Below are 17,188 nucleotides of genomic sequence, written 5' to 3'. Positions count from 1 at the left end.
TCTGCCGCGCCCCAAAACGACGCCTCTTGATCAAAACCTGCCGCGGAATGGCCTTTCCCTTTGCGAATAAACCCATATCTTGCGCGGCAGATGCGCGAATACAAAAGGCAGGCCTTTCATGACCACCGATCCTCTTGTCGTTTTTACCCCCTCGGGCAAACGCGGGCACTTTCCAGTCGGCACGCCGATTCTGACGGCAGCGCGCCAGTTGGGTGTCGATCTGGATTCGGTCTGCGGCGGACGCGGGATCTGTTCGAAATGTCAGATCACCCCAAGCTATGGTGAGTTTCCCAAGCATGGAGTCACCGTATCCGAGAACGCGCTGAGCGCGTGGAACGCGGTCGAACAGCGCTATGATGACAAACGCGGGTTGAAACCCGGGCGTCGGTTGGGATGTCAGGCCACCGTACAGGGCGACGTGGTGATCGATGTACCGCCCGAAAGCCAGGTACACCGCCAGGTCGTGCGCAAAGCCGCCGCCGCGCGCGCGATCACCATGGACCCGGCGACCCGCCTGTATTTTGTGGTGGTGGAAGAACCCGACATGCACTCTCCCACCGGCGATCTGGAGCGGCTGGAACGTGCGTTGCAGCAACAATGGCAGATCGACGCCGTGACTGCCGACCTGTCGCTGATGTCCAAGCTGCAACCGGTTCTGCGAAAAGGCAAATGGGAGGTCACCGTCGCCTTGCACAAAGGGCACAAGGACAGTTTGGCCCGCATCGTCGAAATCTGGCCTGGCCTGCATGAGCAGGGCCTTTACGGTCTGGCCATCGATCTTGGCTCGACCACCATCGCCGCGCATCTGACCGATCTGGAAACCGGCGAGGTCAAGGCATCTTCGGGCCTGATGAACCCGCAGATCCGCTTTGGCGAAGACCTCATGAGCCGCGTGTCCTACGCGATGATGAACCCCGGCGGCGATCAGGAAATGACCAAAGCCGTGCACGAGGCAATCAACGATCTGACCACCTCGATCGCCGGGGAGGCCGGGATAGACGCCGCCCTGATCGTCGAGACGGTTTTTGTCTGCAACCCGGTGATGCACCACCTGTTTCTGGGGCTGGATCCGGTTGAACTCGGCCAGGCGCCCTTTGCGCTGGCCACGTCTGAAAGCATGTCTTTGCCCGCGCGCGAGATGGGTCTGACCACCATGAACCCGCGGGCTCAGGTTTACATCCTGCCCTGTATCGCGGGCCATGTCGGCGCTGATTGTGCCGCCGTGGCCTTGTCGGAAGAACCCGGCAAATCCGACGATCTGGTGCTGATCGTCGATGTGGGCACAAATGCCGAAATCCTGCTGGGCAACACCCATCGTGTTCTGGCCTGCTCCTCGCCCACTGGGCCTGCTTTTGAGGGCGCTCAGATCAGCTCGGGCCAGCGCGCCGCCCCCGGTGCCATCGAACGGATCGAGATTGATCCGGTCACCAAAGACCCCCGCTTTCGCGTCATCGGGTCCGACAAATGGTCGGATGAAGACGGGTTTGACATCGACATTGCAACCACCGGCATTACCGGTATTTGCGGATCCGGCATTATCGAAGCGGTAGCCGAAATGCGCATCGCGGGCCTGCTGGACGAAAGCGGGCTGATCGGCTCGGCGGCACAAACCGGAACTGAACGCTGCGTGCCCGAAGGACGCACCCATGCCTATCTGATCCATGACGCCAGTGCCGAAGGCGGCCCGCGCATCACGGTGACCCAAGGCGACATACGGGCCATCCAACTGGCCAAATCCGCGCTCTATGCCGGGGCGCGGCTGTTGATGGATGAGATGGCGGTCGACAAAGTGGATCGTGTGGTGCTGGCGGGCGCGTTTGGCGCGCATATCTCGACCAAACATGCGATGGTTTTGGGCATGATCCCGGACGCACCCTTGGACAAGGTGACAAGCGCGGGCAACGCGGCAGGCACTGGTGCCCGGATTGCGCTGTGCAATATCGGCTCACGGGCTGAAATCGAGCGCGTCGTGCGCGAGATCACCAAGATCGAAACCGCAATCGAGCCAAAGTTCCAGGATCACTTTGTTGCGGCCAACGCGATCCCGCATAAATCCGACCCGTTCCCGGAACTGGCTCAGGTGGTCACCCTGCCCGCGCCATCGTTCAACACCGGAGGTGCGGATAGCGAAAAATCTGGTCGTCGGCGCCGAAGGCGGTCATAGTCCCCCTCATGCAGGAGGCGCACCATGTTGACGATGAATCTGGACCAGGAAGAATACTGGGGTAAGTCCGATCAGGGCGTTAAGTGGCTGACCTTCGAGGACCAATTGGATCAGCTTTTTGCACCGGTTCTTGACCTTGTGATAGACCGGGCCGCGCTGTTGCCGGGCCAGCGGGTGCTGGATATCGGTTGCGGGACAGGCATCAGCACGCTGGCCGCAGCAGAATGCGTCGGGCCCAAAGGTCATGTTCTGGGCGTGGACATTTCAAAGCAGTTTCTGGATCGAGCCCGTGCCCGCGCGGCGCAAAACGATCTGTCGAACACGACCTTCCAATATGCCGACGCTCAGGCGCACGATCTGTCACCCGGCGATCGCGACGTGGCGATTTCACGCTTTGGCGTCATGTTCTTCGAAGATCCGGTCGCAGCGTTCGCCAACATGGCGCGGGCGTTAAAGCCCGGGGGCCACATCGTCTTTGCGGCCTGGGGAGAATTATCGCAAAACCCCTGGTTCAAAATCCCCCATGTTGCGGCCGTCAAGCGCATGGGTCAGCCCCCCAAAATGGACCGAAACGCCCCCGGCCCTCTGACCTTTCACGACCGTGACCGCGTGGCGGGTTTGATGACGCAGGCCGGGCTGTCCGAGGTCTCGGTCGACGCCGTCCCCCTGAAACTTACTGGCCCCGACACCGCAATTGGCGCAGCCGCCCTCAGCGCCCGGATCGGGCCCTCTGCTCGCACCATCGCGCATTTTGATGGCACCGAAGAGGACGAAATCGCCGTGCGTGACGCAGTTGCACATGAATTTGCACCGTTCGAGACATCTCAGGGCACGCGGATTCCGGCGCTGATCAACATCTTGCAGGCACGACGCCCAACTTAAGGAAGTTTTGGAGCGGGTAGCGGGAATCGAACCCGCGCGTTCAGCTTGGGAAGCTGACAGGCTACCATTACATCATACCCGCCGCGAAAGATTGAATAGCACCGCCCAGAACCTAGGTTCAATCTCAAATTGCGGTTCGGCGTGGTATTAATCGCGCGGCATTCACTTGGTCAGATCTTGCGCCAGCATCAAGGCGTTGTTGTCGGGATCGTAGAAGGTTGCGGTGCTGACCATGCCTTCAACCGTGTCGGTCGGACCATCAAACCGAACGCCTGCGTCTTCCAGCGCAGCTCGCGCCTGAGCGATGTCCGAAACACCAAAGACAGGTACGCAATTGCCCGGCACGGGTTCGGCCTGCTCGCCCAATCCCAAGGTCACGCCTTTGGTTTTGGTTTGCACCTCGCTCCAGCCCGCCTCATCGATGTGATACAGCAGCTCAAAGCCGAGATTTTCCATATACCACGCAGCGCTTGCATGCCGATCGCGGACAGAAAGCGCCAAAGTGAGGGTGTTGTCGAGAGAAACGCGGGCCATGTGCTTTACCTATGTCTGTAATTAAAGTAACTATACTTTATGGACATTACGACACTTGTCAACCTGACATCTCGGGCCTGGTGCCTGAGTATCTTGGCGGCCCTGAACGCGGGCACGCCCGGGCGTCAGGCACCTTTGCTGGCGGCGACACAGGCCAGTCGGACGTCATTTCGGGCAAGTCTGGACCATTTGATTGACATTGGCCTTCTGGAACGAAATCCGGGCCATGGTCACCCCTTGCGGCCCGAGTTTCGGCTAACACCCGCCGGTGCCGAGGCCGCGCAAATGGCCAGAAAGATCATCAAGGCAGTTCCGAATGCAGATGAATTTGCCCTTCTTCGCAAAAGTTGGAGCGTTCCAGTGCTGGCCCTGACCCAAACCCCGCAACGGTTTTCGATCATGAAAACCAAGTTGCACAGGGTCACGGATCGCGCGCTGTCAGCATCGCTGCTTCAACTGGAGGAAGGTGAATTAATCCAAAGGGATATCAACCTGTCTGAACGCAGGCCTTACCCGACCTATTGCGCGATCAATGCCGGGCGTGAGGTCAGTCATGCGGTTGGGTTGAACTTTTAGTAACAAACGAAAAAGGCCAGGCAAATGCCCGGCCTCTTGTGTTTCGTTTGTCTGGCTTACGCCCGGCGGCGACGTCCGCCGCCGCGACGCCCGCGCCCTTCGCCTTCAGCGCCGGGTGCATCAGCGGGTTTGTTGGCACGAATCCACTCGCCCCCATGCGGGTCATTGTTGGTCAGCAGGTTGGCGGCGCGGATGGCCTCCATCTCTTTGCCCGAGCGCGGCTTGGTCGAGCCCAGACCAAACATCTGAACAAAACTCTCATCGTCCATTCCGTCCGGCAAAATGATCCCAGCAGCGGCCACGGCCTCTTTCTTTTCGGCAATCTTCTTTTGCGTCACCGGCAGCGCGACCGGGTTCATGATGGCAGAGGTCATGCCAGCTCCCATCGCCATGGGCAGAAACGCGTTGTTGATGCCGTGACGGTTGGGCAGGCCGAATGAGATATTCGACGCACCGCAAGTGGTGTTCACACCCAATTCTTCGCGCAGACGACGGACCAGAGCAAAGACCTGCAGTCCAGCCGTTGCCATCGCGCCGATGGGCATCACCAATGGATCAACAACGATGTCATGGGCTGGAATACCGAAATCGGCGGCGCGTTCGACGATTTTCTTGGCCACGTCAAAGCGTACATTGGGGTCCTCAGAAATCCCCGTGTCATCATTCGAGATCGCGACAACCGGCACGTTGTATTTCTTGACCAGTGGCAGAACCAGCTCCAGGCGTTCTTCCTCACCCGTGACTGAGTTCAGCAACGGGCGGCCTTCGGCGGCTTCAAGACCGGCCTCTAGCGCGCCGGGCACCGAACTGTCGATGCACAAAGGCACGTCCACAAGCCCCTGAACCAGCTCGACAATCTGACGCATCAACGGCGGCTCGGTCTCGTTCGGGTTGGGGTTCGAGTTATAGACAACGCCCGCATTGATATCGAGAACAGTCGCGCCCGCGGCCACCTGCGCCAACGCGTCTTTTTCTACAGTCGAGAAATCTCCGGCTTCCAGCTCTGCGGCAAGTTTCTTGCGGCCCGTTGGATTGATCCGCTCACCGATCACGCAGAACGGCTCATCAAAGCCAAGAACGGCAGTTTTTGTTTTTGATTCTACGACTGTACGAGTCATTTCCGTTCCTTAAGCATTTGCAGGCTGAGCCGAGGCGCCGCCGTTATTGATCGCCCAGTTGGCGTTGGTCTTGATCCCGCCCAGCGGGAAGAAGTGCACGTTTGTGATGTTGAAATCTGGGTTGGCAGCTTTGTGGTTGGCCAATTCAGTCAGAACATCGGTCGGCTCATAGGGCAGCAGCAGTTTCGAGACATCCATCGCGCGTTTCTGCAGCACCTTCAGCGAGGGGCCGACACCGCAAGCGATGGCGAACTTGATCAGGGTCTGCAATTTCGCAGGCCCCGCGATACCGATATGGATCGGAATATCGATGCCCGCCTCTTTCAAACTGTCGGCCCAGGCGATGATCGGCTTGGCATCAAACGCGAATTGCGTGGCCAGGGCCATTTCGGCGTCTGTGGTCTCGCTGAATTTTTGCTTCCAGCGCAGCGCTTGGTCGACATTCTTTGTCGAGCCGTCCGGGTCGATATCCTTATTGCCTTCGGGGTGGCCTGCCACATGCAGGCGTTTGAATCCTGCCTTGTCGAACAAGCCGGTTTCCAGCAACTGCATCGAGCTGTCGAAGGCGCCATGCGGGGTGGCAACACCGCCCGCCAGCAGCAGCGCTTGCTCGACACCTGCCTCGCCTTGATACATGGCGATCCAGTTTTCCAGCGTAGCGGCATCCTTGATGATCCGCGCCGGGAAATGCGGCATCACCGGATAGTCTTCAGCCGCAAGGCGCCTGGCGGTCTTGACCATGTCTTCAATCGGCGTGCCTTCGATATGGGCGATATAGACACGCGTGCCCTGCGGCAGCAGCGCGCGGAAATCCTCGACCTTTTCGGCAGTACGCGGCATCACTTCGATCGAATAGCCCTGCAAAAAGGCTTCGACGGTGGGATTGACCGGGCCGGTTTCGACCGCGTCACGTTTCTTGAAGTTCAGCAAAGCCATTGCGGCCTCCCATAGCTGTCTGGGGCTCATGCCCAACCGTCATTGGCGATCAGCGCCTTGATGCGGTCCTGATCATACTCGGTCTCAAGACGCAGAGCCTGCGCTTCGGCGATGTCCGAGGGGTCACCCTCGACCGCAAAAGGTTCGGCTTTGCGCCATTCGGCCAGATAAGCATCACTGTCCTTGGCATTCACCTTCATGGCGGCACGGTCGATGGCTTGTTCGAACCGCTCTTCCAATTGCCGCTTGGCCCCGCGTCGGCCTTTGCCGACGATGACCTGAGCGGGAATGTCGCGCCAGTATACGATGGTGACGTCAGGCATTACTGTGATTCCTCCTAACCCGATAGGCAGGTTCTAAACTTCAATATGGGCGCGGGTCGGTCGAATTTCGACACACGGCGCTTTCACAGCGACGTTTTCACCCCGCACCGGGATACAGGGCTTTTAACGAGTTCCGGCGCAGAAACGCATATCAAAATTCTCAACGTCTCTATGAGGACGCTGCATAAACACGAAAAACCCCGGACGAAGCGTTCCGTCCGGGGCATGATTTCGATAGTGATCAGGCGTTAGCCGACCAGGCCACCGTCTTCACGCGTGACCGCAATGATAGCCGAGCGCGGAACGGCATTGCCGCCTTCGGGCCAATGGCTGTTGCCATCTTCGCCGGGGTGCTGAATGCCCACAAACATCGTGCGGCGATCCGGCGACCAACTGAGGCCGGTGATCTCACACTCGTTCGGGCCCACGAGGAAGCGGCGGATCTCACCGGTGACCGGGTCGCCTGCCAGCATCTGGTTGTTGCCCTGACCGGCAAAGTCACCTTCGTTGCCATAGTTGCCATCGGTCTGGATCCACAGCAGGCCATTGCTGTCAAACTTCAGGCCATCGGGCGAGTTGAACATGTTGTCTACACTCACATTGTCCGAACCGGCATAGGCATCGCTGTGTACGGTCGGGTTGCCTGCCAGAACATACAGATCCCAGCCAAAGCCCGGTGCGGTGTGATCGCCGTCAGCAGGACGCCAGCGCACGATCTGGCCATAGTTGTTGGCCTCACGCGGGTTCGGACCGTTGACCGACGTGTCGTCTCCACCGGCATTCGGCTTGACGCCACGGTTCTTGTTGTTGGTCAGGCAGCAATAGACCTCGGCCACATTCGGGTTCGCAGCAACCCATTCTGGGCGATCCATCGTGGTGGCACCGACTGCCGAGCCAGCCTGACGGGTGTGAATGCTGATTTCCGCCTGCGAGGCCATTCCTGTGGTCTCGGGCGTCAGCTCCAGCCATTCACCTGTGCCGTCGTCATTGAACTTGGCAACAGACAAGGTGCCGTTTTCCAGCAGCGCGTTGGTGTCGACACCAGCGGCATACACACCGTCCGAGACAAAGCGATAGAGGAACTCGCCGCGCTCATCGTCACCCATATAGACAACAACGCGACCATCGTTGTTCACGATCGCTTCGGCATTTTCGTGTTTGAAGCGGCCCAGAGCGGTCAGCTTGCGCGGGGTCGATGTCGGGTCGGTCGGGTCGATCTCGACCACATAACCAGCGCGGTTCGGCTCGTTGGGGTTTTTCGAGACGTCGAAACGGTCGTCGATCTTGGCCCAGCCATAGCCCCAGTCGCTGGCCGACACACCATAGCGTTTCAGCTCGGGGCTGACCTCGTGGTTCTCGTCTTCTGCCGAGAAATAGCCGTTGAAGTTTTCTTCACAGGCCAGGTAGGTGCCCCAGGGGGTCATACCATTGCCGCAGTTGTTCCAGGTGCCTTTCGACGTGGTCCCGGTTGGATCCGCTGCGGTTTTCAACAGATCGTGACCTGCCGCAGGGCCGGTCAGAGCCATATCGGTTTGCGGCGTGATGCGGCGGTTATACGGGCTGTCCTTGACGATGCCCCATGTGCCGTCGGTATTGGCTAACTCAACAACGGTGACCCCATGGGCCATCATGCCCTTGGCCACGTCATCATCTGATGCGGCTTTGGCATCGGGGTTGTTGCCCCAAATGATGTCGCGGTTGGTGTATTCGTTGTTCACCACAAGCAGCACATGGCCGTCATGGAAGAACACATCCTGACCGTCGGTGTTGTCACCAAAGGCGCGCTCCTGGCTGGCTGCCGTGCCACGGGTTGCCGGATCAAACTCGGGCGCGTCAGACCACAGCGGATCACCCCAGCGCACCATAACCTCAGCCTTATAGCCAGCGGGCACCACCACCTCGTCAGCGGTCGAGACAGGGATGGCTTCGAACGAAAAACGATTTGCCGCAGCGCGCGCACCCGAGGGAAGAAGCGCACCGCCAACGGCTGTGAAACTGCCCATGGCCAGAACGCCGCCCAGAAAGCCGCGACGCGACAAGGCACGTTCAACCACACGGTCAAACTCACATTCCTCGGGGCGGGGATTCACGACCTCATCGAATTCATCAAAGGTCAGAATGCGCTCATCTTTCATGGCAATCTCCGTATCTGGCTGAGAGTTTGTAAAGAATCCCTTTAAGGGATCGGCACGGACTTCGCATGTCTACATGAATGCTTTGTGACACTTCCGATAATTTCGAAATCGAATTCACTTGCGCGTCGGCAAGACCCCGCCTAGGGTCAAATCAACTCGATAATCGGAGGGCGTGACAAATGGCGCCCAAGCGTCCCAAAGGTGCGGGCGCGTTCCCGAAGGCGGTCGAAAGCCCCGCGCCGGCAAGGCCCGATCCGGATGCTCTTTATGCGGCATTGGATTTGGGTACAAATAGTTGCCGCATGCTGATTGCCCAGCCCAAGGGCAGCGGATTTCATGTGGTCGACAGCTTCTCCAAATCGGTGCAACTGGGCGCCGGTCTGGAACGTACCGGACGACTGTCACGGGCGTCCATGTCGCGCACCGTTCAGGCTCTTCGGATCTGCCAGCAAAAGCTGAAACGCAACAAAGTCAAGCGGATGCGCCTGATCGCGACCGAGGCGTGCCGGCGCGCCAAGAACTCGCGCGATTTCATCCGGCAAGTCAAACGTGAAACCGGTCTTACGCTGGAGATCATCCAGCCCGAGGAAGAGGCGCGCCTGGCCGTCATCTCCTGTGCGCCGCTTGTTTCGACCAAGACCGAGCAATTGCTTGTGGTGGATATCGGTGGCGGCTCGACCGAGCTGGTGTGGATCGACATTTCCTCTGTGCCGCGCCGCGATCGCCCTGCGGCGATCATGCGGCTGCATAACGGGTTTCATACCGCCGAGAGTCCGTTTCCGGCGGCCAAGGTGGTGGATTGGATCAGCGTTCCGCTGGGTGTGGCCACCCTGCGCGACCAGTTCCATGACGTCGAGGATGACGCCGCCCGTTTTGCCCTGATGAGCTGGTTTTTCGAAGAGAACCTGGCCGATTTCGCACCCTATAAGGACGAACAGACCCGCGACGGGTTTCAGATCGTTGGCACCAGCGGCACAGTTACTACCGTTGCCGCCTCGCATCTGGGGCTTAAACGCTATGACCGTACCAAAGTGGACGGGCTGCGTATGACCAGCGATCAGATTGACAAAGTGATACGCGGCTATCTAGAACTCGGCCCTCAGGGTCGTCGCCGCGATCCCCGGATCGGGGATGACCGGCAGGCCCTGATCATGTCCGGCTCGGCCATTTTGCAGGCGTTGCTCAGATGCTGGCCCACCGACCGCCTGTCAGTGGCGGACCGGGGCCTGCGCGAAGGTCTGCTTTATGCGCAGATGAGCGCGGACGGTGTATTGGAAGACGGACCGTTCTGATGGCAAAGACACCTACGGGGAAAAACAATTCGGGCCGCGGACAACGCGACCTGAAGGTCAAGGTGAAAACAGCGCGCGGGCGCAAGCTCAGCTCGACCCGCTGGCTCGAGCGGCAGTTGAACGACCCCTACGTCAAACGCGCGAATGCCGAAGGTTATCGCGGGCGCGCGGCGTTCAAGATTCTGGAACTGGACGACAAGTATCGCTTTCTGGTGCCAGGCGCGCGCGTGGTGGATTTGGGCTGCGCGCCGGGTGGCTGGTTGCAGGTTGCGGTCAAACGCGTCAACGCGCTGGGCGAGAAAAGCGGTAAGCGTATCGGCACCGTGCTGGGCGTCGATCTGCAAGAAGTCGAACCCGTAGCAGGGGCCACTGCCCATGTGCTGGATTTCATGGAGGATGACGCCGACCAGAAGGTCAAGAACTGGCTGGGCGGCAAGGCGGATGTGGTGATGTCGGACATGGCCGCAGCCTCGTCCGGGCACAAACAGACAGACCATTTGCGCATCATGGCGCTGTGCGAAACAGCGGCTTACTTTGCGTTTGACGTGCTGGAAGAAGGCGGCACCTTTGTGGCCAAGGTTCTGGCTGGCGGTGCCGAAGGGGACCTGCAAAAGCTGCTCAAGCAGAAATTCACCAAGGTCGCCAATGTCAAACCACCCGCGTCGCGATCAGACAGCTCCGAGAAATTTGTCGTCGCGACCGGGTTTCGGGGCTGACGCTCAGTCCAGTTGGATCTTGTTCGACGACAGGGTTTGCGCGCGCAGCGAGGCGTTCGCCATACCCTGCAACATCAATGCCTGACCGTGGTTGATATCTGTGGGTGCGCGGTTGCGCAGTTCTTCGATCCGCGCCTCCATTGTCTTTTTCCGCCGTCCCAGGCGGGGTTCAACAAAAGTCGCTGCACGTTTCAACATGGGGCACCTGATCTATGACAGACTGTATCAATGCCCAGTCTTGCGTCAGATTATGCCACCAATAGGGCTGAATTCAGCCCGTTTGAAGCCAATTACCGTCCATATTGGATTGCCAATTGCCGCAAGGCCGGATCGTCTGGCAAGATCGTCAGCCCCTCATCCAGAGCTTGCAAAGCGGCCTCGGTGCCTCGGTTCAGTTGGGCCAGTTGCACGATCATGGGCCAGGCTTCGGCGCGTTGCGGGTCAAGGGCGACCACCTCGCGAAATGCGCCTTCGGCAGCGCGAGGGTTGCGTAGCGTGAGGGCAAAACCGCCCAGAACCAAATGGGTTTCGGGGAAATCCAGTCGTGTCGCAATGCTGCGCTGCCAATCCGCAATCCCTGCCCCAGCAGCTTCGCTTTGCGCTTGGGTCATCGCTTGTGTCGGGATCGTCAGGAACTCTTTCGCGGCCGATATGCGCACATTGCGCAATGGGTCCGACAGCAGCGGTTCCAGCCGTGTGACACGGTCAGCGATCGGGGCGCCTCGTTGAACGGGGGCCGCGTTGGCGCGGATCAACGGGTCGGGATTAGAAAGTAACGGAGAGACCGCAGCAGCTACATCCGCGTTTGCAACGGGCTGTAGCAGGAAAAGAGCGGTCGCACGGACGATCCCCGCCTGATCCGGATCCAAGGCGATGGCGGTCAAATCTTGGGTACTCGTCAACTGACCCGATACAGCGGCATCGAAAGTTGTCCCGAAATGCGGCCCGCGCTGTGTCGAGGCCGGGTACCAACCTGCGATCTGCTGCGCCGCCCAGTGCTGCGTTTCACCAGTGTGGCAATCGGTACAGGCATCCGCCCCAAACCCCAGATCCGGGCGCGGGATGCGAAAGCTGTGATCTTTCCTCCCATCGACGCCCATATAGACCCGCTCGATCATATGGCACGAAACGCATTGCGCCCCTGCGCTGTCCTCAGCGTGATGGTGGTGATCCGGCGTATCGTAAGCCTTGAGCGTCAGAGTTGGGAAATCCGGGTTTCCGGCGGGCGAATGGCATTGGGTACACAGCCCGTTGCCCTCGGCGATCGTTTCAGCCCGGTGCGGGTCATGGCATTCCATACAGCCGACGCCTCGCGCGTACATTTTGGATTGCAGGAATGAGCCATAGACATAGACCTCGTCCAGGATCTGCCCGTCGGGGTGATAGAGCCCGGGGCGCAGCACAGCCAGGTTATAGGCATCGTGATACGGCGTTCCCGGCAGCGGATTGCCATCCGCCAGTGCCTCGCGCCGGGAATGGCATGTGGCGCATTGTTGGATACCGGCTTCGGTCGTTCCCCAATCCATAGAAAACCCGTATTCGCTCAGCCCATCGGCCAGCACCTGCCCGTCCAACCAATCGATATGCGCAGAGCCCGGCCCATGACATGCCTCGCACCCGACGCCGATTTCTGCCTGTTGCGAGGCATAGCTGCGCGTCTGTGCATCATAGTCTTTGACAAAGCCTGTGGCGTGGCACTCGGCACAACGGGCGTTCCAGTTCTTGTAAGGCCCCGTCCAGTGCAACCCGTCATCGGGGGGCAGGTCTTGATCGGGATAGAGGTGATACCAGCGCTTATTTTCTGTGTCCCAGACCACATCAAAGCTTTGCAATCGGCCCGGTTCGGTCTCGAACAGGTATTGCTGCAGCGGTTCGATCCCCACGACCGAATGCACACCGTATTCTGTTGTCACACCATCCTTTTCGGTGACCTGCGCAAGAGGCACTCCATCGCGCAGCGCAAATGTGACATGCATCCCATCATGGCTAAAGCTTGATCCATCAAAATCCGCGCGCAATGTGCCGCTGTCAGTTTCCGTCCAGGCCAATGCGTGGTGCGAGCCCGACCAGGCCTCGCCCTGTTCCTGATGGCACTCAATGCAACTGTCCGATCCGACATAGCTCTGCGCATGAGCAAGCGTTGCAGCACCAATGACCAAGGAAAATGCAAGAAAGAAAAGCTTCACGCGGCATCCTCGGACTCAGAGCGCTGCAGATCGATCAGAGCGCCGTTATATTCGGCCCCCAGGATCAGCATCGCGGAACACAGGTACAAAAAAATCAGCGCGGCCATGGCACCGGCCAAACCGGCATAGGTGGCGCTGTAGGTGGCGAAATGGGCGATATAGATTGAAAAGCCCCACCCCCCGATCGCCCAAAGCGCCAATGTCAAAAGCGCCCCTGGCAGGATCTGCGACAGCTTGTGACGCCGGGTCGGCAAGACCAGATGGGCAATCAGAACCGTACCTGCGGGCACCGCGACCGTGAAGGTCCAGCGCAGACGGTCAACAGACAACCATTCGTTCACACTGACATCGGTGCGCGCGGTCACCAAGTTTGTATAGGCTGGCAGCACAACCTCGACCACGGCAATCGCCAGAATCGAAGCGCCCCCAGCGATGACCAGCCCAAAGCAGAGCAGGCGCGCCTTCCAGAACGGCCAGCTGTCCTGATCGTGATAGGCCTGGGTCATGGCCTTGCGCACTGCGACAACCCCGTTTGAGGCAAAGAAGATCGCAAGCAGGCCGCCAAGGGTGATCACCCCTGTTCCAGCACCGTCCAGTACAGCGCGCAACTCGGCCACTATGGGGTCGGATACGTCGCTGGGCCAGGCCCCAAAGATCAGCTCGATCAGATCCTCGGTTACATAGCCCTGCGACAGCGCCCCGGCCAAAGCCACCGTGAACAGCGCAAAAGGAAACAGGGCCATCATCAGCGACATGGCCACATGGCTGCTCATGACGAACCCGTCCTTGCGGTTGAACCGCCCAAGGGCCAGCGCGAGCGCGCGCAGAAACATGCCTGGCGAGGGAATCATCGAATGCGTCATGCCCCGACCCTAGCCCGCCTTGTGTGGTGACTGAACCCACAGTGACCCAGCGCGGGTCGAAATCCGGCAGATAAGAGCCTGACCGGATTGAAAAAACGCCGAACCTGTGCAGGATCAGGTCTGACCCTTGCGGGACCTGCGCCCGCCTCATGCCCGATAAGGCCCGTTCATGACCCCGCAACCAGATAGCCAGACAGACCACCCCCGCCTGAAACTGTCGGTGATCCGCGACGTCACAATTGTTGCAACGCTTGTGGTACTGGCGCTTTATGCCGGGGCCAGCTTTCTGATCCCGCTGACCATGGCCTTGCTGATCAATGTGCTGATCATCGCCCTGGCAGATCGCGTGATCGCCCTGACCCGCGCCCCGGTCTGGTTGGCAAATCTGGTGGGAGTGGTGCTGGTTCTGGCCGGTTTGTTCATGATCATGTATGTTCTTGGCAGTCAGGCGACGCAATTTGCGCGTACCATCAGCACCTATGAGACGCAGTTCGACAATGCGGTGAACCGGATCACCGGTCTTGTGGGCAACGATGTGACCAGCTTTATCCGCGACAACCTGATCAGCATCGACATGTCTTATGTGGCACGGCTTTTGCTGGGCAGCGCGACTTCTTTGCTCAACCAGTTCTTTCTGATCAGCCTCTATGTGGCCTTCCTGATGGCCGAGCGTCTGGCCTTTCGCAAAAAGATCCAATTGGCGGCTGGTGCACCAGAATTCGGAGCTGATCTGGCTTCGGTCCTGGGGGCCATTTCGTTCAGCCTGCAGCGCTATGTCGGCGTCAAGACGCTGATCAGCTTGATCACTGCCGGCATCAGCTATTCCATCTTTCGCGCCCTGGGTCTGGAATATGCCGAGACCTGGGCGGTTCTGACCTTTGCATTGAACTTCATCCCCTCAATCGGATCGATCATCGCCGTGGTGTTTCCAGCGTTGATTGCGCTGGTGCAATTTGAAAGCATCGGCCCGTTTCTGGTGGTGGTTCTGGGATGTGGCACGATCCAGTTTGTGATTGGCAACTTCGTCGATCCCGCGATGCTGGGTCGGTCGCTGAACATGTCGACCTTTCTGGTGATCCTGGCCCTGATGTTCTGGACCACAGTCTGGGGCTTGATCGGCGCTTTCCTCAGCGTGCCCCTGACCGTGTGCATCCTGATCATTTTCAGCCATGTCCCGGCCCTGCGCCCGGTGGCGATCCTGATGTCTCTGGACGGCAGGCTTGGGGATGATGACCCGCAACAGGCCAAATCGTGAATGCTGGATCAACCAGTTTTCATCGGGTCCGAGATCTATCGCCATTCGACCTATGGCAGACAACATCCGCTGGCCATTCCGCGCGTCTCGACCGTGATGGACCTGTGCCGTGCCTTGGGTTGGCTGACGCCCCAGAGCTACCGCGTCAGCCCCCGCGCCAAGCCCGAGGCGTTGATGGCCTTTCACACTCCCGACTATATCGCGGCGCTTCAAGCGGCTGAACGGGCACAAGCGGTGTCAGACAGCGTACGGGACAGGTACGGGCTGGGCACCCTGTCCAATCCGGTCTTCCCCGAGATGTATCGTCGCCCTGCGACCTCTGCGGGCGGATCCATGCTGGCGGCCGAGCTGATCCGGGACGGTGGCATTGTCTACAACCCCGCAGGCGGCACGCATCACGGGATGGCAGACCGCGCCAACGGGTTCTGCTATCTCAACGATCCGGTTCTGGCGATCCGCACCCTGCTGAACGCAGGGCTTTCGCGCATTGTCTATGTTGATATCGACGCCCATCATTGCGACGGGGTCGAGGCGGCGTTTCACGGCTCTGCCGAAGTGCGGATGATTTCGGTGCACGAGGCCCGCAGATGGCCCTTTACTGGCGCGCTGTCCGATGATGCGGGCGGTGCGGCCTGGAACCTGCCGGTCGCGCGCAACCTCAATGACATTGAATTCGACGCGATCCTTGATCAGCTAATCCTGCCGGTGACACAGGACTTCGACCCACAAGCCATCGTCTTGCAATGCGGTGCCGATGCTGTGGCCGAAGACCCGTTGTCTCGGTTGACCCTGTCTAATAACGCCCATTGGCGTGCGGTGGCTCAGCTGAAACCGCTGGCCCCCCGCTTTCTGGTTCTGGGCGGTGGCGGGTATAACCCGTGGTCGGTCGGACGGTTGTGGAGCGGTGTCTGGGCCACGCTCAACGGTTATGAGATCCCCGACAAGCTGAATTCCGACGCTCAAAGCGTTCTGCGCGCCTTGTCCTGGAACCGCGCCGCCGGACGTCAGCCACCCGCGCATTGGTTTGACACGCTGCGCGACCAACCAAACGAAGGCCCGGTACGCTCCGAGTTGAAGGCCGACCTGCATAAGCTCGCTGCACGAAATTCACGCTAGATCACACCCTGAATCGTTGCTAACCTGCGATCATTACAGAACATTTCCAACCGCTTTCTCCTGGGCATTTTCGTGATGCCAAGACCAACCAGAGCATTGATTGGACGACCTAAATGAATGCACTTAATCAGATGAATGAACTTAAATCGCGCATGAGTCAGGCCATCATCGGCCAGACCGACGTGATTGACCGATTGGTCATTGGACTGTTGGCGAACGGCAATTTGTTGATTGAAGGACTGCCAGGGCTGGCAAAAACGCGCGCGGTAAAGGCCATGGCCAAGAATCTGGATTCCAGTTTCAGCCGTATCCAGTTCACACCCGATCTGCTGCCTTCGGACGTCACTGGAACTGAAGTATTCCAGCAAACCGAACAGGGTGGAACATTCCGGTTCGATCCCGGCCCGATCTTTGCCAATATCGTTCTGGCCGATGAGATCAACCGCGCCCCGGCCAAGGTTCAGGCCGCGCTGCTTGAGGCTATGGAAGAACGGCAGGTTACGGTGTCCGGAACGACGCATAAGATGGAGCCTCTGTTTATCGTAATGGCGACTCAGAACCCGATCGAACAGGAAGGCACCTACCCTCTTCCAGAGGCGCAAATGGACAGGTTCCTGATGCATGTTCAGATCACCTATCCCCCGGTCGAGGATGAAGTCAAAGTGATCCGCCTTGTGCGCGGTGAGGAAGTCGCAGCAAGCAACAGCACCGCACCCAAGCGCGCTGATCCGATTCCGCAAGAGGCCGTGTTTACAGCACGCGCAGAGATTGGCCAAATCCACGTATCTGATGCGATGGATCGCTATATGGCCGATCTTGTACAAGCGACCCGTACGCCAGAGAAACTCAGCGACGACCTTGCCCGCTGGATCGAAGTCGGCGCCAGCCCTCGCGCTTCGCTTGCGCTGGACAAATGTGGCCGGGCCCATGCCTGGATGAACCAGCGCGACTATGTAGATCCAGCCGATATCCGAGCCATTGCACCGGATGTCTTCCGGCACCGGATCACGCTGAGTTTTGAAGCTCAGGGCATGGGCAAATCCGCTGATGACGTGGTCACCGAAATGCTGTCGCTTGTCGCACTGCCGTGAC

At 59.2% G+C, this 17,188-nt stretch carries 16 protein-coding genes and 1 tRNA gene; 8 read left to right on the top strand and 9 right to left on the bottom strand.

The annotated features are described in order from the left end of the window. Positions 1-118: 118 nt before the first annotated feature. Both GOV38_RS02125 and GOV38_RS02120 read left to right on the top strand, forming a co-directional pair. Positions 119-2,164, top strand: coding sequence for an ASKHA domain-containing protein (locus GOV38_RS02125; RefSeq protein WP_171212965.1), 2,046 nt, complete (start codon positions 119-121; stop codon positions 2,162-2,164). 24 nt (positions 2,165-2,188) lie between these two features. Continuing rightward, entirely contained in the window at positions 2,189-3,046 is an 858-nt protein-coding gene (locus tag GOV38_RS02120; RefSeq protein ID WP_171207451.1) for a class I SAM-dependent methyltransferase, read from the top strand. Positions 3,047-3,054: 8 nt separating this feature from the next. Here GOV38_RS02120 and GOV38_RS02115 read toward each other — a convergent pair. Further along, positions 3,055-3,128: transfer RNA gene (locus tag GOV38_RS02115), tRNA-Gly, on the bottom strand. Positions 3,129-3,208: 80 nt separating this feature from the next. Next, the gene (locus GOV38_RS02110; protein ID WP_171207450.1) at positions 3,209-3,580 is read right to left on the bottom strand and encodes a VOC family protein; all 372 of its coding nucleotides are present in this window, start codon (positions 3,578-3,580) and stop codon (positions 3,209-3,211) included. 39 nt (positions 3,581-3,619) lie between these two features. Here GOV38_RS02110 and GOV38_RS02105 point away from each other — a divergent pair, with 39 nt between their 5' ends. Next, positions 3,620-4,156, top strand: a complete 537-nt coding sequence (locus GOV38_RS02105; RefSeq protein WP_171129573.1) for a winged helix-turn-helix transcriptional regulator — start codon at positions 3,620-3,622, stop codon at positions 4,154-4,156. Positions 4,157-4,212: 56 nt separating this feature from the next. Here GOV38_RS02105 and GOV38_RS02100 read toward each other — a convergent pair whose 3' ends face one another. From GOV38_RS02100 to GOV38_RS02085, 4 genes are all read right to left on the bottom strand, one after another. Continuing rightward, a complete protein-coding gene (locus tag GOV38_RS02100) occupies positions 4,213-5,274 on the bottom strand; it encodes a methyltetrahydrofolate cobalamin methyltransferase (protein ID WP_171099117.1) in 1,062 nt (353 codons plus the stop codon). 9 nt (positions 5,275-5,283) lie between these two features. Next, on the bottom strand, positions 5,284-6,210 hold the full coding sequence (locus tag GOV38_RS02095; protein WP_171207927.1) for a methylenetetrahydrofolate reductase: 927 nt from the start codon (positions 6,208-6,210) through the stop codon (positions 5,284-5,286). Between the two features lie 26 nt (positions 6,211-6,236). After that, a complete protein-coding gene (locus GOV38_RS02090; protein ID WP_171129575.1) occupies positions 6,237-6,533 on the bottom strand; it encodes a virulence factor in 297 nt (98 codons plus the stop codon). Between the two features lie 248 nt (positions 6,534-6,781). Further along, on the bottom strand, positions 6,782-8,668 hold the full coding sequence (locus tag GOV38_RS02085) for a PhoX family phosphatase (protein WP_171207449.1): 1,887 nt from the start codon (positions 8,666-8,668) through the stop codon (positions 6,782-6,784). Positions 8,669-8,847: 179 nt separating this feature from the next. Between GOV38_RS02085 and GOV38_RS02080 the strand changes: the two genes are divergently transcribed. Further along, entirely contained in the window at positions 8,848-9,960 is a 1,113-nt protein-coding gene (locus GOV38_RS02080) for a Ppx/GppA phosphatase family protein (protein WP_171099123.1), read from the top strand. After that, positions 9,960-10,676, top strand: a complete 717-nt coding sequence (locus GOV38_RS02075; protein WP_171207448.1) for an RlmE family RNA methyltransferase — start codon at positions 9,960-9,962, stop codon at positions 10,674-10,676. Before GOV38_RS02080 ends, GOV38_RS02075 begins: the two co-directional genes overlap by 1 nt. Before the next feature lie 3 nt (positions 10,677-10,679). Here GOV38_RS02075 and GOV38_RS02070 read toward each other — a convergent pair whose 3' ends face one another. The 3 genes from GOV38_RS02070 to GOV38_RS02060 form a co-directional block, all read right to left on the bottom strand. Beyond that, complete coding sequence (locus GOV38_RS02070; RefSeq protein WP_171129581.1) at positions 10,680-10,874, bottom strand: hypothetical protein; 195 nt, start codon at positions 10,872-10,874, stop codon at positions 10,680-10,682. Between the two features lie 92 nt (positions 10,875-10,966). After that, positions 10,967-12,862 carry a cytochrome c3 family protein gene (locus tag GOV38_RS02065; protein ID WP_171207447.1) on the bottom strand — a complete coding sequence of 632 codons (1,896 nt, stop codon included), beginning with the start codon at positions 12,860-12,862 and terminating at the stop codon, positions 10,967-10,969. Then, on the bottom strand, positions 12,859-13,725 hold the full coding sequence (locus GOV38_RS02060; protein ID WP_171207446.1) for a YihY/virulence factor BrkB family protein: 867 nt from the start codon (positions 13,723-13,725) through the stop codon (positions 12,859-12,861). Before GOV38_RS02060 ends, GOV38_RS02065 begins: the two co-directional genes overlap by 4 nt. A 169-nt stretch (positions 13,726-13,894) precedes the next feature. Here GOV38_RS02060 and GOV38_RS02055 point away from each other — a divergent pair, with 169 nt between their 5' ends. The 3 genes from GOV38_RS02055 (at position 13,895) to GOV38_RS02045 (ending at position 17,187) form a co-directional block, all read left to right on the top strand. Next, the gene (locus GOV38_RS02055; RefSeq protein ID WP_171207445.1) at positions 13,895-14,980 is read left to right on the top strand and encodes an AI-2E family transporter; all 1,086 of its coding nucleotides are present in this window, start codon (positions 13,895-13,897) and stop codon (positions 14,978-14,980) included. Continuing rightward, a complete protein-coding gene (locus GOV38_RS02050) occupies positions 14,981-16,096 on the top strand; it encodes an acetoin utilization protein AcuC (RefSeq protein WP_171207444.1) in 1,116 nt (371 codons plus the stop codon). A gap of 113 nt (positions 16,097-16,209) precedes the next feature. After that, entirely contained in the window at positions 16,210-17,187 is a 978-nt protein-coding gene (locus tag GOV38_RS02045; RefSeq protein ID WP_171207443.1) for a MoxR family ATPase, read from the top strand. Position 17,188 lies beyond the last annotated feature (1 nt).

This window comes from Ruegeria sp. HKCCA5839, assembly GCF_013035585.1.
Lineage (GTDB): Bacteria > Pseudomonadota > Alphaproteobacteria > Rhodobacterales > Rhodobacteraceae > Ruegeria.
This window is presented reverse-complemented; position numbering and strand designations above follow the sequence as displayed.

Excerpts from the sequence above, each read along its gene's own strand:
- GOV38_RS02075 (WP_171207448.1), top strand. The coding sequence starts at position 9,960 with ATGGCAAAGACACCTACGGGGAAAAACAATTCGGGCCGCGGACAACGC.
- GOV38_RS02070 (WP_171129581.1), bottom strand. The coding sequence starts at position 10,874 with ATGTTGAAACGTGCAGCGACTTTTGTTGAACCCCGCCTGGGACGGCGG.
- GOV38_RS02060 (WP_171207446.1), bottom strand. The coding sequence starts at position 13,725 with ATGACGCATTCGATGATTCCCTCGCCAGGCATGTTTCTGCGCGCGCTC.
- GOV38_RS02095 (WP_171207927.1), bottom strand. The coding sequence starts at position 6,210 with ATGGCTTTGCTGAACTTCAAGAAACGTGACGCGGTCGAAACCGGCCCG.
- GOV38_RS02045 (WP_171207443.1), top strand. The coding sequence starts at position 16,210 with ATGAATGCACTTAATCAGATGAATGAACTTAAATCGCGCATGAGTCAG.
- GOV38_RS02055 (WP_171207445.1), top strand. The coding sequence starts at position 13,895 with ATGACCCCGCAACCAGATAGCCAGACAGACCACCCCCGCCTGAAACTG.
- GOV38_RS02050 (WP_171207444.1), top strand. The coding sequence starts at position 14,981 with ATGCTGGATCAACCAGTTTTCATCGGGTCCGAGATCTATCGCCATTCG.
- GOV38_RS02125 (WP_171212965.1), top strand. The coding sequence starts at position 119 with ATGACCACCGATCCTCTTGTCGTTTTTACCCCCTCGGGCAAACGCGGG.
- GOV38_RS02105 (WP_171129573.1), top strand. The coding sequence starts at position 3,620 with ATGGACATTACGACACTTGTCAACCTGACATCTCGGGCCTGGTGCCTG.
- GOV38_RS02110 (WP_171207450.1), bottom strand. The coding sequence starts at position 3,580 with ATGGCCCGCGTTTCTCTCGACAACACCCTCACTTTGGCGCTTTCTGTC.
- GOV38_RS02080 (WP_171099123.1), top strand. The coding sequence starts at position 8,848 with ATGGCGCCCAAGCGTCCCAAAGGTGCGGGCGCGTTCCCGAAGGCGGTC.
- GOV38_RS02120 (WP_171207451.1), top strand. The coding sequence starts at position 2,189 with ATGTTGACGATGAATCTGGACCAGGAAGAATACTGGGGTAAGTCCGAT.
- GOV38_RS02085 (WP_171207449.1), bottom strand. The coding sequence starts at position 8,668 with ATGAAAGATGAGCGCATTCTGACCTTTGATGAATTCGATGAGGTCGTG.
- GOV38_RS02100 (WP_171099117.1), bottom strand. The coding sequence starts at position 5,274 with ATGACTCGTACAGTCGTAGAATCAAAAACAAAAACTGCCGTTCTTGGC.
- GOV38_RS02090 (WP_171129575.1), bottom strand. The coding sequence starts at position 6,533 with ATGCCTGACGTCACCATCGTATACTGGCGCGACATTCCCGCTCAGGTC.